The organism is Amycolatopsis sp. NBC_01480 (assembly GCF_036227205.1).
In the GTDB taxonomy this organism is placed as follows: domain Bacteria; phylum Actinomycetota; class Actinomycetes; order Mycobacteriales; family Pseudonocardiaceae; genus Amycolatopsis.
The window spans coordinates 422,418-434,984 of the sequence record NZ_CP109442.1; the positions used below are offsets into that span (position 1 = coordinate 422,418).

The window sequence follows — 12,567 nt, forward strand, 5'->3', positions numbered from 1 at the left end:
GCAAGCATGACCGAGAAGCCTCGCGGCAGCGATGTGAAGGAACGGCTCGTCGAAGCCGCGGTGCGCCTGCTCGCCGACAGCGGCCCCGAGGCGCTCCAGGCGCGCAAGATCGCGGCCGAGGCAGGAACGTCCACAATGGCCGTTTATACGCATTTCGGCGGAATGGCGGCGTTGCTGGACGCCGTGGCGGCGGAGGGATTCCGGCGGCTGAGCGCCGATCTGGCCGCGGTCACGCCGACGGAAGACCCGGTGGCCGACCTCCTCGCACTGTCGCTGGCATACCGGCACACAGCGCGGGCGCACCCGGAGCTGTTCGCGGTCACCTTCGGCCGGGCGAAGGGCCTGAGCCTGGCCGAGGTCGTCGCCTCGGGCGACTCGAACGAGGGAAGCACGGCGTTCGGCTACCTGCTGCGGGCCACCGAGCGGGCGATCGAGGCCGGCCGCTTCCACGGGGAGCCGTTCCCGGCCGCGGCGCAGCTCTGGAGCGCGGTGCACGGGTACGTCACGCTGGAGACTTCCGGGCACTTCGGGCAGCGCCGGCAGGATGTCGAGGACATCTTGGTGCCACTGGGGGTGACCCTGGCGATCGGGCTCGGGGACACTGCCGAAGCGGCCCGCCGATCCGGCGAGGCCGGCCTGGCCGGCTGGCACCGGGCGGAAACGCGCAGCAGCATGGAGACCGACGAAGGCAACGCCTGAGCGCCGAGCCGCGTCCTAATGGGTGTGGGGGACGGAGATCAGGTGCGCGAAACGGACGAACCCGCGGCGAACCGGCGGTGGATGAGCCGCCGCTCGGCGCTGATCGCGGGTGCCTCGGGACTCGGCGTGGCCGGGCTGGCCGTGGGGACGGCCACCGGAGCCGTGCCGTTCAGTCAGGCGCTGCAACGGGTGCTGGGCGTCGCGTCGTCCACTCCCGTCACCCAGCTCGGCAGCATGCGGGTGGAGCGGGTGCACTCGGCCGCGCGCGGGCGTGACGTCGACCTGGTGTTCCTGCTGCCGAGCAAGAAGCCGCCGCACGGCCTGCCGATGTCACTGATGCTGCACGGCCTGCACGGCACCGCGCGCAACGCCGCACCGAGCGGCCTGCTGAAGCAGCTGGCGAGTGACGTCGCCCGCAAGGCCGCGCCCGCGTACGGCTACGTCGCCGTCGACGGCGGCGACAACTACTGGCACCAGGTCCACCCCGGCGACGACCCGATGGCGATGCTGCTGGAGGAGGTCCCGCAGTGGCTGCGCGCCCGCGGCTTCGCCGGCCCGGACGGCCTGCCGTTCGCCTGCTCGGGCGTCTCCATGGGCGGTTTCGGCGCCATGCTGTACGGCCGCCGCCGCCTCGAACGCCGCCAGCCGCCCGAGGCCATCGCGGCCATCTCCCCCGCGCTCATCACGTCGTGGCCGGAAATGGCGAAGCGCCACATCTTCACCGGCATGACCGACTGGACGGCGCTGGACCCGCTCCGCCACCTCAACGCGCTGCAGGGCGTCCCGACGGCTGTGTGGTGCGGCACCGAGGACTCGTTCATCACCGGGGTGCGCCGGTACATCGCCGCCACCCACCCGGCCATCGGCTACACCGCGAAGGGCAAGCACACCGACGCGTTTTTCCACTCGGTGGTGCCGAGCCTGGTGAGCTTCGTCGGCAAGCACCTGCCCCGCACCGCCTGAGCGGCAGGGCCCTCGGTCAGGAAGAGACCCAGCGGCCGACGACCGAGATCAGCCAGAAGCCGACCATCGTCGCGACCACGAAGAGGGTGGCCCAGCGCAGCTGCAGCGGGCGGGTTTCCGCGGCGCGCAGCAGGCGCAGGAAGTACCAGGCGCCGGCGAACAGCGGGATCGGGATGAGCGGCAGCGCCGAAAGCCGGGTCCCGACCGCGACCAGGCAGACCGCCGCGAAGACCGCCAGCATGATGGTGGAAGCGCGGTAGAGCCACGGGCAGCGGGTCAGCACCGAGGCCACGACCCGCTCGCTCAGCTCGACAATGCCGACGGAAGGGCCCGAGGGCTCGTCGGTCTCGAGGGGAACCACCGGTTCGGCCGATTCGACGGTCGTGTGGTCCCCGGGGGCTGCGGTCAGCGGCACGGTTGTCATCCACTCCATTATCGCGCCTGCCGCGAACACCTCGTCAGCGGACTCTCACAACACAGTATTCCGCGGCCGCCCGAGTGCTGAATCCGGGCGGCCGCGGAACTGCGATCAGGCCGACTTCTCGCCACGCTCGCTGCGCGCGCGGCGGGAGGGCTGCCGCGCCACGATCGTGGGATTCACGTTCTCCCGGACCGTCTGCTCGGTGATCACGACCTTCGCCACGTCGTCGCGGCTCGGGATGTCGTACATCACCGGCTGGAGGACCTCTTCCATGATCGCGCGCAGGCCACGGGCACCGGTGCCCCGCAGCACCGCCTGGTCGGCGATCGCCTCCAGCGCGGTCTTGGTGAACTCCAGCTCGACGTTGTCCATCTCGAAGAGCTTCATGTACTGCTTCACCAGCGCGTTGCGGGGCTGGGTGAGGATCGAGACCAGCGACTCCTTGTCCAGGTGGTTCACCGTGGCGACCACCGGGAGGCGGCCGATGAACTCCGGGATGAGGCCGAACTTGATCAGGTCCTCGGGCATCGTCTCGGAGAAGACGTCACTGCCCTCGATCTCGGCCTTGGTGCGGATCTCCGCGCCGAAGCCGAGGCCGCGCTTGCCCACGCGCTCGTTGATGATCTTCTCCAGCCCGGCGAAGGCGCCGGCCACGATGAACAGCACGTTCGTCGTGTCGATCTGGATGAACTCCTGGTGCGGGTGCTTGCGCCCGCCCTGCGGCGGCACCGACGCCGTGGTCCCCTCGAGAATCTTCAGCAGCGCCTGCTGCACACCCTCGCCGGAGACGTCACGCGTGATCGACGGGTTCTCCGACTTGCGGGCGATCTTGTCGACCTCGTCGATGTAGATGATGCCCGTCTCGGCGCGCTTGACGTCGTAGTCGGCCGCCTGGATCAGCTTCAGGAGGATGTTCTCGACGTCCTCGCCGACATACCCGGCCTCGGTCAGCGCCGTGGCGTCCGCGATGGCGAACGGCACGTTCAGCAGCTTCGCCAGCGTCTGCGCGAGGTAGGTCTTGCCGCAGCCGGTGGGGCCGAGCATCAGGATGTTGGACTTCGCCAGCTCGACCGGCTCGTCCTTGGAGTCCTTGGGCCCGGCCTTGTCGTCGGCCTGGATGCGCTTGTAGTGGTTGTAGACCGCGACGGCCAGTGTCTTCTTCGCGTCGTCCTGGCCGATGATGTACTGCTCGAGGAACTCGTGGATGTCGGCGGGCTTCGGCAGCTCGTCGAGCTTCACGTCGCCGGCTTCGGCCAGCTCCTCTTCGATGATCTCGTTGCAGAGGTCGATGCACTCATCGCAGATGTAGACCCCGGGGCCGGCAATGAGCTTCTTCACCTGCTTTTGGCTCTTCCCGCAGAAAGAACATTTCAGCAGGTCGCCGCCGTCACCGATCCGTGCCATGGCCGTTGACCTCGTCCCCTCCGGTGCGCGAAACACGCACCTGACACTTCGCTCGCCGCCCCGGCCGCTGCCCGATCGCACCGGGGCCTCACGCATTGCCACTGACGGTACCCGTCCGAAGCCGCGAGCGGGAACACCCGCGGCCCCTACCGGGCAAGTAGGGCTCGACACTAGACCAGGAAACCGGTACGTGTCGTCACTCCGACACGCACCGGTCCCGGTGAATCAGAGCGCCGAAGCCTTCCGGTACGGAAGCACCTCGTCGATCAGGCCGTAGGCCTTGGCCTCCTCGGCGGTGAGGATCTTGTCCCGCTCGATGTCGGCCTTGATCTGGTCCGGCTCCTTGTTCGTGTGCTTGGCCAGGATGACCTCCATCTGGCGCCGCACCCGCTGGATCTCGTTGGCCTGGATCTCCAGGTCCGAGACCTGCCCGTAGGTGCCCTCGGTGGCCGGCTGGTGGATCAGCACGCGGGCGTTGGGCAGCGCCATGCGCTTGCCCGGGGTGCCCGCCGCCAGCAGCACCGCGGCGGCCGAGGCCGCCTGGCCGAGGCACACGGTGGAGATGTCCGGGCGGATGTACTGCATGGTGTCGTAGATCGCCATCAGCGAGGTGAACGACCCGCCCGGGGAGTTGATGTAGATGCTGATGTCGCGGTCCGGGTCCTCGTGCTCGAGGTGCAGCAGCTGGGCCATCACGTCGTTGGCCGACGCGTCGTCCACCTGCACCCCGAGGAAGATCGTCCGCTCCTCGTACAGCTTGTTGTACGGGTTGGACTCCTTCACGCCGTAGCTGGTGCGCTCGACGTAGGAGGGCAGGATGTACCGCGATTGCGGGGTCTGCGGAGCCCGGAAGTCACCCGGGAGCCGGAAATTGCTCATGAGAGGTCTCCTGTGTGCTTCGCGCTCAGTTGGTCGGGTTGAGGCCGTTGCCGTCGCCGCGGCTCAGCACGTGGTCGACGAAGCCGTAGTCCTTCGCCTCCTGCGCGGTGAACCAGCGGTCGCGGTCGCCGTCCGCGATGATCTGCTCGGTGGTCTGCCCGGTCTGCTCGGCCGTGATCTTGGCCAGCTCCTGCTTCCACTTGTTGAACAGATCGGCCTGGATCGCGATGTCCGAGGCCGTGCCGCCGACGCCCGCCGACGGCTGGTGCATCAGGATCCTGGCGTGCGGGAGCGCGTACCGCTTGCCCGGCGTGCCCGAGGAGAGCAGGAACTGCCCCATCGAGGCCGCCATGCCCATGGCGTAGGTCGCCACGTCCGGCTTGATCAGCTGCATGGTGTCGTAGATGGCGAACCCGGCGGTGACCGAGCCGCCCGGGGAGTTGATGTAGAACCGGATGTCGGACTCGGCGTCGTCCGCGTCGAGCAGCAACAGCTGCGCGGTGATCCGGTTGGCGATCTCGTCGTTGACCTCGGAGCCGAGGACGACGATGCGCTCCTGGAGCAATCGCTCGAACACCGAGTCGGTGAGGGTCAGCCCCGCGGTGCCGGTCCGCCCCTCGGGCATGTGCTGCTTCACGTCTGCCTGCCTTTTCGCCGGCGGCGGCCCGTGTCGTACCAGGCGCCGCTGTCGTCTTCAGATGCTTGACTAACAACCGACCCTAACGAACTTGGGCGGTGCAGAATGCCTCACACCGCCCAAGTTCGCTTACAGCTTCACTCCGCCGGGGTCTTGGCCGCTTCCTCGGTGACCTGCGTCTCCTCGGTACCGCTTTCGACGCCGCCTTCGACCACCGCGGGGGTGTCGGCCTCGTCACCGGCGCCGAACAGCTCCGAGAGGTCGACCTCCTCGCCCGAGGCGTTCTTGACCGTGGTGCCGCGGACCACCGAGGCGAGCGCCTTGCCGCGGCGCACGTCGGCGTAGATCGCGGTCAGCTGGCCCGACTGCTGGGCGCGCTGCACGTACTCGTCCGGGCTGACGCCGAAGCGCTGGGCCTGGTACATGATCCGCTCGGTGAGCTCGGCGTCGTTGACCGACGTCTGCTCCTTGTCGGCGATGGTGTCCAGCAGCAGCTGCGTGCGGACGGCCTTCTCCGACTCCTCCTGGACCTCGGCGTTGAACTCGTCCAGCGTGCGGCCCTCGGCCTCGAGCGCCTTCGCGAACTGCTCTTCGTCGTGGTCGAACGGGTGCACTGCGTCGTGCTTGCGGTTCTCGATCTCGCCCTCGAGCACCTTCTCCGGGATCGGCACCTCGGTGCGCTCCAGGAGGATGTCCAGGACCTGGTCGCGAGCCTGTACGCCCTGCTGCATCTTCTTGACCCGGGCGAGGCGCTCGCTCAGGTCGGCCTTCAGCTCGTCGATCGTGTCGAACTCGCTGGCCAGCTGGGCGAACTCGTCGTCGGCTTCGGGCAGCTCCCGCTGCTTGACCGACTGGACGGTCACGGTCACCTCGGCGTCCTTGCCGGCGTGGTCGCCGGCGACGAGCTGGGTGGTGAACGTCTTGGTGTCGCCGGCGCTGGCGCCGATGATCGCGTCGTCGATGCCGTCCACGAGCTGGCCGGAGCCGATCTCGTAGGACAGGCCGGTGGTGGAGGCCTCCTCCACGGTCTCGCCGTCGACGGTCGCCGACAGGTCGACGGAGACGAAGTCGCCGTTCTCGGCCGGGCGCTCGACGCCGGTGAGGGTGCCGAAGCGGGCGCGCAGCTCGTCCAGCTGCTCGGCGACCTCCGCGTCGGTGGTCTCGACGTCGTCGACGCTGATCTCAAGACCTTCGAGGTCCGGCAGCTCGATCTCCGGCCGCACGTCCACCTCGGCGGTGAACTCGAGCACCTCGCGGTCCTCGATCTTGGTCACCTCGAACTCGGGCTGGCCCAGCGTGCGGACCTCCCCGGCGCGGACGGCCTCGATGTACTTGGCCGGGATGGCCTCGTTGACGACCTCGTCGAGCACCGGCGCACGGCCGATCCGGCTTTCCAGGACGCGAGCGGGCGCCTTGCCGGGCCGGAAGCCCGGGATGCGCACCTGCTGGGCGATCTTGCGGTAGGCGCGGTCGAAGTTCGGCTTGAGCTCGTCGAACGGCACCTCGACATTGATCTTGACTCGCGTCGGGCTGAGCTGCTCGACGGTGCTCTTCAAGGTCTTCTCCTCGAGCGGTAAACGATGGGGTTGGACAATCCGCGGATTGGCCCCGGTCACCTGCAGACCGGGACGACCGAGTCTAGGCCAGGGGTGCGGGCGGACCGGGCCGGGGGCCATCGGACAACCTCGCCGAGCAGCGGCAGAGCGCCTGCACCGGCGCGCACGGGCGCCGCTTTGCACAGTACTTGCGCCGCTGTCGCCTTGACGCCGGCGCGAATTCCTCGCGGGACGTGCGCGAAACCCGATGTACAAATGCCGTCCGGTTGTCTAGTGTGTCACCGCTCGACCAGGAGCGCTCAAGGCGAGGAGCCGCGGATGCCCGTCGTCGACAGCCGCCCGCCCGGAGCGGGGGAACGGAGCCCGGCCACGGTCCCCGGCCCGCGGATCTCGCTGCCTCCGGTGTCACTCCCCGCACTCGCGTTGTTCCTCTGCGGGCTCGCCCTGTGGGCCACCGCCGCCTGGCTGCTGCTGGCGGGCCTGGCCTCGCCCTGGCTGACCATTCCGCTGGACGTGCTCGCCACGTTCGTCATGTTCACCGTCGCGCACGAGTCGGCGCACCACACGGCCGGCCGGCTGACCTGGCTGAACGAGGTCCTCGGCCGGCTGTCGACCCTGTTCGTCGCGGCCTACGGCTCGTTCCCGCTGTTCCGCTCGCTGCACCTGAGCAGCCACCACCACGCCACGAGCGCGCGCCCGGACCCGTGGGTGACGCAAGGGCGGTGGTGGCAGCTGCCGTTCCGCTGGTTGACGATCGACTTCCGCTTCGCGCGCCACCTCCCCCAGCACCTTCGCGGCCGGCCGTCGGGCGAGCGCACCGAGGGACTGGTGGCGCTGGCCGCGTTCGCCGCGCTGGCGACGGTCCTGGTCGCCGCCGGGTACGGCTGGGAGCTGCTGGTGCTCTACCTGATCCCGCAACGGCTGGGGCTCGGGTTGATGATGTGGTGGTTCGGCTGGCTGCCGCACCACCAGGCGTCGGCCGAGCAGCCACCCGGGCGGGTGCGGGCGGGGCTCAGGTGGCTGATGAAACCGGTGCTGCTGCACCGGAATTACTACCTGCTGCACCAGCTCCGCCCGGTCGTCCCGTTCCACCGTTATCTGCGCACGCGCGCCGCGCCGGCCGGCCCGTGGGGCCGTGAGCTGACCACGACGGAACACCGCGCGTGGCGCCGGCTGACGAAGAGCTTCGCCGAGCCGCCCGCGCCCCCGGCCGCGCCGGAGCCCGGCCCGCGACGGTTCCACCGGCTGCTGGTGGACCACGTCGAGCCCACCGGCGAGGACGCCGTGGTGATCACCTTCGCCGTGCCGGACCAGCTGCGCGAGACGTTCCGGCACCGGGCCGGCCAGCACGTGGCGGTGCGCGCCCTGATCGGTGGAATGCCGGTGCGGCGCACGTACTCGATCTGCTCCGCCGAAGGGAGCGGCCTGCTGCGCATCGCGGTGCGGCGGCGCGACGGCGGGGCGTTTTCCTCGTACGCCAACTCGCAGCTGCGGGCCGGCGACCAGCTGGACGTGCTGCCGCCTTCGGGCGGGTTCACGCTGACGCCCGTGCCCGGCCGGGCCGCGCATTACGTCGCGCTCGCGGCGGGCAGCGGCATCACGCCGGTGCTGTCGATCCTCGCGACGGCTTTGCGCGACGAGCCGCACAGCCGCGCGACCCTGTTGTTCGTCAACACTTCCGGAGCCACCACGATGTTCGCCGACGAGATCGGCGCGCTGGCGCGGCAGTGGGCCGGACGGCTGCACGTCATCCACTACCGCACCGACGAGCGTGACCCGGACCTGCACGCGCACCGCCCGGCCCGGCATTTCGACACCGTCGGCGAGGCGCTGGCGATCTCGCACGAGCGGTACCTCAGCGGCCGCCTCGACGGCACCCGGCTGCGCGCGCTGCTGCAGAACCGGCTCCACCCGGCGAAAGTCGACCGCTGGTTCCTGTGCGGCCCGCGCGGTCTGCTGGACCTGGTGAAGCAGACGCTGGCGGAGAACTACGTGCCGGACGAGGACGTCCACTTCGAGCTGTTCGCGGGAGCGCCCGCGCGACGGCCGCAGGGGGCGCCGGCCAAGCTGTCGGTGAACGTGGGGAACCTGACCAGTGAGGTGGTCACGAAGCCGGGCGAGACCGTGCTGGACGCTTCGCTGCGCGCCGGCCTCGACGTGCCGTACTCCTGCACCGGCGGCGCGTGCGGCAGCTGTGTGGCGAGGCTGGCGCGCGGCCGCGTCGACATGGACGTCCGCTACGCCCCGACCGAGGCCGACGTGGCAGAGAACCGGATCCTGACCTGCCGCGCCCGGCCGACCACCGCCGAACTGGCCGTCGACTACGACCGCTGAGCCGCTTGGGCCGGTACGGTGCCGGTCGTGGATGCCGCCGCGGCTGTCTCCCGGCTCACCGGCCGCACGGTCACCGCTACGAGACGGATGTCCGGTGCGCTGACCGAAGCCGTCCTGGACGGTGGGGATGTGGTGGTGGTCAAGCGGGGGCACGCGCCCGGTGCCACGGCCGCGGAGGGCGCGGGGCTTCGCTGGCTGGCTGAGCCCGCTGTGGTGCCGATCCCGGTGGTGCACGGGTATGACGAGCAGTGGCTGGTTCTCGACCGGATCGACGAACGGGCGGCGGGGCTAGGGGGCGGCGGACGGATCGGTCGGGGGCAGTCTGGCCGCGGCACGATGGACACGGCGGCGCGGCTGGGCCGTGACCTCGCCGCACTGCATGCCGCCGGTGCGCCCGCGTTCGGCTCTCCTCCCCCGGACGCCCCGGCCGCCGCGTGGATCGGCCTGGCGCCGATGGAAAACACGCCGGGCCCGGACTGGCCGGAGTGGTACGCCGAGCACCGCGTCCGGCCGTACGTCCGCCTCGCCCGGGACCGGGGGACGCTGAGCGCCGAGGAGGCCGGGGCGTTCGACCGGGTCTGCGATCGGCTCCCGGCGCTGTCCGGCCCGCCGGAACCGCCGTCCCGCCTCCACGGCGATCTGTGGAACGGCAACGTCCTGTGGACGCGGGACGGCGCGTACCTCATCGACCCGGCAGCCCACGGTGGGCACCGCGAAACCGACCTGGCGATGCTGGACCTGTTCGGCTGCCCGGGGCTGGACCGGATCCTCGGCGCCTACGCCGAAACCGCGCCGCTGTCCCCCGGCTGGCGTGAGCGAATCGAACTGCACCAGCTGTTTCCGCTGTTGGTGCACACGGTCCTGTTCGGCCGCTCGTACGCCACGCAGGCTTTGTCGATCGCTCAACGGTTGTCCTGACGCGCGACTGTCCTATACAGACAGTCCACTTGCGTCTCAACGAGGGCTCAGTTCCCCGATCCGGTGCCGCCCGGCGGCGTGCCACCCGGGCCTCCGGTGGTGGTGCTGGTCTCCGTGATCGAGGTCGCGGTGGCGGTGGTGCCCGAGGTGGTGGCGACGATGGTGACCTCTTCACCGTTGGTGACTCCGGTCGCGGTGCTGGAGTCGATTGTGTAGACCTTCGTGAAGCCGTCGGCGCTCTGGGCGGTCAGTGAAGTGGCGCTCAGGGCGGTGACTTTGCCCTTCTGCAGGAACTCGGTGACGTAGTTGCCGCTGGTGCCGGTGGTGACGAATTCGCCGTGCAGGGCGGCGCTCAACGTCGCCGCGCCACCGGGCGCGCCCCGGCCGCCCAGCTGGCCCGAGCCAGGGCCGGTGGCACCCGAGGCGGTCGTGCTCGACGAAGACGAACTCGCCGCCCAGATCCCCGCGCCACCACCCACGACGACCAGCGCGGCGACCCCGCCCGCGACCCACTTGCGACGGCCGGTCCAGGGCGTGCCACCGGGTGCCGGGGGTGTGTCGCCGCCCCAAGTGTCCGGCGTGGACGGTCCGGAACCCGGCGGCACAGCGCCGCCCGAAGACCCGGCCGGACCCGAGGCGGCAGGCGGAACTGCCTGGCCGGGCGCCGAAGCAGCGGCCGATGCGCCAACCGGTTGACCCGGGGCCGCGGGCGTGCCATAAGCCGAGACGGGCTGACCCGGCGCTGCAGCCTGGCCGTAAGCCGGATTGGGTTGGCCGGGCGCCGAAGGCGGCCCGTAAGCCGGACCAGGCCGGCCGCTCATCCCGGCGCCGTAGCCGTTCAGTGGCGCGGAACCGGCGGGCCCCGAGTTGGGCCAGGCCGCGGGCCCGCCATGGGGCGGAACCGCCGGACCGGACGGCCGGGGCGGGACGGCCGGCTGGCCGCTGCGAGGTGTGGTCATGACTTCACTCCGTGGGTGTGAAAGCTGAGTGCAAAAGGGATCTGAAACCCACCGTGGGCGGCGACGCTGTGTGCGCACTGTGGCCGCCGTCAGACGGTGCTGTGACCGGCTTTCCGGCGCACTCGTGACATTCCCGCGATCCCTCGCACAGCCGACTCACAGGCAGCACACATCGCTCCCACACTCTGGGCCCGCACGCTCTTGTCATGGCACAGCGCGCGAAGGGAGCACCCGGCCGGCCCACCCGGTTCGGGCGGCTTTCGCTGCGCATGAAGCTGACGTTGTCGATCGTGTTGCTGCTGTCGCTGGTGTGCCTGGTGATCGGGGTGGTCAGCGAGTTCGCGCTGAGCGCCTTCCTCACCAGCCAGACCGACGGGCAGCTCTACGCCGCCGCCGACCGGGCCAAGGACTTCGCCATGCACGGCGGGCCGCTGGGCGGGCACAACCCCCTCGACGCGCCCGGGCAGGGCGCCGGGACGGTCAACGCGCACCTGGTCGGCGACCACCTCGTCGACGGCGGGTCGCTCTCGCAGCACGGGCAGCAGGTCACGCTCACCGCCGCGCAGCTGGACGCCCTGCAGACAGTGCCGGTCGACGGCAAGGCCTACAACCGCACCCTCGACCAGCTCGGCGACTACCGCGTCACCGCGTCGGCCATCCCGGGCGGGGTGGTCGTCACGGGGGTCCCCCTCGATCCCGTGCACCTGACGCTGCTGACGGTCGGGCTGATCCTGTTCGGCGTCGCCGCGGTGGGGGTCACCGGGGCGGCGATCATCGGGGCTTTCGCGGTCCGGCGCACGCTGCGGCCGCTCGAACGCGTCGCGACGACCGCCGCGCGCGTCTCCGAGCTGCCGCTGGACCGGGGTTACGTCGACCTGTCGGTGCGGGTCCCCGACGGCGACACCGACCCGCGCACCGAGGTCGGCCAGGTCGGCTCCGCGCTGAACCTCATGCTGGGCCACATCTCCGCCGCGCTGGAGGCGCGGCACGCCAGCGAGATGCGCGCCCGCCAGTTCGTCGCCGACGCGAGCCACGAGCTGCGGACGCCGCTCGCCGCCATCCGCGGGTACGCCGAGCTCGCCGGGCGCGGGCGGATGCTGGTGCCGCCGGACATCGCGCGGTCGATGACCCGGATCGAGTCGGAGGCCGACCGGATGACCACGCTCGTCGAGGACCTGCTGCTGCTGGCGCGGCTCGACGCGGGCCGCCCGCTCGAACTCGCCGAGGTCGACCTCGCCCGGCTGGTCGCCGACGCCGTCGGGGACGCCCACGTCGCCGGGCCCGGGCACGAATGGCGGCTGAACCTGCCGGACGAGCCGATCCTGGTGCACGGCGACGTCCAGCGGCTGCACCAGGTCCTGGCCAACCTGCTCGCCAACGCCCGCGTGCACACCCCGCCCGGGACCACCGTCGTCACGTCGCTCGCGCGCTCGGCGGACGGCAGTGCCGTGGTCACCGTGACCGACAACGGCCCGGGCATCCCGCCGGACCTGCTCCCGGCCGTCTTCGAACGCTTCGCGCGCGGCGATTCGTCACGCTCGCGCGCCGCGGGCAGCACCGGCCTCGGCATGGCCATCGCGGCGGCGGTCCTGGTCGCGCACCACGGCACGATCGAGGTGCACAGCCACCCGGGCCGCACCGAGTTCGCCGTCCGGCTGCCGACGGTCGTGCCCGCGCAACGCAGCCGTTCCGTCCCGCAGCTCGAAGCCCGGCGCCCGCACAAACCGGGGCGTCCGCCGAACAACCTGCGCGCGTCCTGACGGAAATACAGCTGCCACAGCCAAGACGGCCTGGTTA

Annotated in this window: 11 protein-coding genes; 5 read left to right on the forward strand and 6 right to left on the reverse strand. The window is 70.8% G+C overall.

The window, feature by feature from the left end; genetic code table 11:
* Positions 1 to 6 precede the first annotated feature (6 nt).
* Both OG371_RS02115 and OG371_RS02120 read left to right on the forward strand, forming a co-directional pair.
* Positions 7 to 699, forward strand: coding sequence for a TetR/AcrR family transcriptional regulator (locus OG371_RS02115; RefSeq protein ID WP_329064963.1), 693 nt, complete (start codon positions 7 to 9; stop codon positions 697 to 699).
* 18 nt (positions 700 to 717) lie between these two features.
* Entirely contained in the window at positions 718 to 1,662 is a 945-nt protein-coding gene (locus tag OG371_RS02120) for an alpha/beta hydrolase (RefSeq protein WP_442876072.1), read from the forward strand.
* Between the two features lie 16 nt (positions 1,663 to 1,678).
* On the opposite strand, the gene OG371_RS02125 is transcribed toward OG371_RS02120, so the two are convergent.
* From OG371_RS02125 to tig, 5 genes are all read right to left on the reverse strand, one after another.
* Complete coding sequence (locus OG371_RS02125) at positions 1,679 to 2,086, reverse strand: hypothetical protein (protein ID WP_329064965.1); 408 nt, start codon at positions 2,084 to 2,086, stop codon at positions 1,679 to 1,681.
* A gap of 105 nt (positions 2,087 to 2,191) precedes the next feature.
* Positions 2,192 to 3,487 carry an ATP-dependent Clp protease ATP-binding subunit ClpX gene (gene clpX, locus OG371_RS02130; RefSeq protein ID WP_091619498.1) on the reverse strand — a complete coding sequence of 432 codons (1,296 nt, stop codon included), beginning with the start codon at positions 3,485 to 3,487 and terminating at the stop codon, positions 2,192 to 2,194.
* A 225-nt stretch (positions 3,488 to 3,712) separates the two neighbouring features.
* The gene (locus OG371_RS02135) at positions 3,713 to 4,366 is read right to left on the reverse strand and encodes an ATP-dependent Clp protease proteolytic subunit (RefSeq protein WP_329064969.1); all 654 of its coding nucleotides are present in this window, start codon (positions 4,364 to 4,366) and stop codon (positions 3,713 to 3,715) included.
* Between the two features lie 25 nt (positions 4,367 to 4,391).
* Positions 4,392 to 5,003 (reverse strand): ClpP family protease, encoded by a 612-nt coding sequence (locus OG371_RS02140; RefSeq protein ID WP_091619503.1) that lies wholly within the window; start codon positions 5,001 to 5,003, stop codon positions 4,392 to 4,394.
* Between the two features lie 137 nt (positions 5,004 to 5,140).
* Positions 5,141 to 6,559 carry a trigger factor gene (tig, locus tag OG371_RS02145; RefSeq protein WP_329064972.1) on the reverse strand — a complete coding sequence of 473 codons (1,419 nt, stop codon included), beginning with the start codon at positions 6,557 to 6,559 and terminating at the stop codon, positions 5,141 to 5,143.
* Between the two features lie 318 nt (positions 6,560 to 6,877).
* Between tig and OG371_RS02150 the strand changes: the two genes are divergently transcribed.
* Positions 6,878 to 8,893: a fatty acid desaturase gene (locus OG371_RS02150; protein WP_329064975.1), complete on the forward strand. Its 2,016-nt coding sequence runs from the start codon at positions 6,878 to 6,880 to the stop codon at positions 8,891 to 8,893.
* 87 nt (positions 8,894 to 8,980) lie between these two features.
* Positions 8,981 to 9,811 (forward strand): fructosamine kinase family protein, encoded by an 831-nt coding sequence (locus OG371_RS02155; protein WP_329072884.1) that lies wholly within the window; start codon positions 8,981 to 8,983, stop codon positions 9,809 to 9,811.
* 47 nt (positions 9,812 to 9,858) lie between these two features.
* Here OG371_RS02155 and OG371_RS02160 read toward each other — a convergent pair whose 3' ends face one another.
* Positions 9,859 to 10,416, reverse strand: coding sequence for a hypothetical protein (locus tag OG371_RS02160; protein WP_329064976.1), 558 nt, complete (start codon positions 10,414 to 10,416; stop codon positions 9,859 to 9,861).
* A gap of 560 nt (positions 10,417 to 10,976) precedes the next feature.
* Between OG371_RS02160 and OG371_RS02165 the strand changes: the two genes are divergently transcribed.
* Positions 10,977 to 12,530, forward strand: a complete 1,554-nt coding sequence (locus tag OG371_RS02165; protein ID WP_329064978.1) for a sensor histidine kinase — start codon at positions 10,977 to 10,979, stop codon at positions 12,528 to 12,530.
* The last annotated feature ends 37 nt before the right edge of the window (positions 12,531 to 12,567 follow it).

What these genes read in the sequence shown, in the direction of transcription:
- OG371_RS02115 (WP_329064963.1), top strand. Translation starts at nt 7, where the DNA reads ATGACCGAGAAGCCTCGCGGCAGCGATGTGAAGGAACGGCTCGTCGAA.
- OG371_RS02135 (WP_329064969.1), bottom strand. Translation starts at nt 4,366, where the DNA reads ATGAGCAATTTCCGGCTCCCGGGTGACTTCCGGGCTCCGCAGACCCCG.
- clpX (WP_091619498.1), bottom strand. Translation starts at nt 3,487, where the DNA reads ATGGCACGGATCGGTGACGGCGGCGACCTGCTGAAATGTTCTTTCTGC.
- OG371_RS02150 (WP_329064975.1), top strand. Translation starts at nt 6,878, where the DNA reads ATGCCCGTCGTCGACAGCCGCCCGCCCGGAGCGGGGGAACGGAGCCCG.
- OG371_RS02125 (WP_329064965.1), bottom strand. Translation starts at nt 2,086, where the DNA reads ATGACAACCGTGCCGCTGACCGCAGCCCCCGGGGACCACACGACCGTC.
- OG371_RS02155 (WP_329072884.1), top strand. Translation starts at nt 8,981, where the DNA reads ATGTCCGGTGCGCTGACCGAAGCCGTCCTGGACGGTGGGGATGTGGTG.
- OG371_RS02165 (WP_329064978.1), top strand. Translation starts at nt 10,977, where the DNA reads ATGGCACAGCGCGCGAAGGGAGCACCCGGCCGGCCCACCCGGTTCGGG.
- OG371_RS02120 (WP_442876072.1), top strand. Translation starts at nt 718, where the DNA reads ATGGGTGTGGGGGACGGAGATCAGGTGCGCGAAACGGACGAACCCGCG.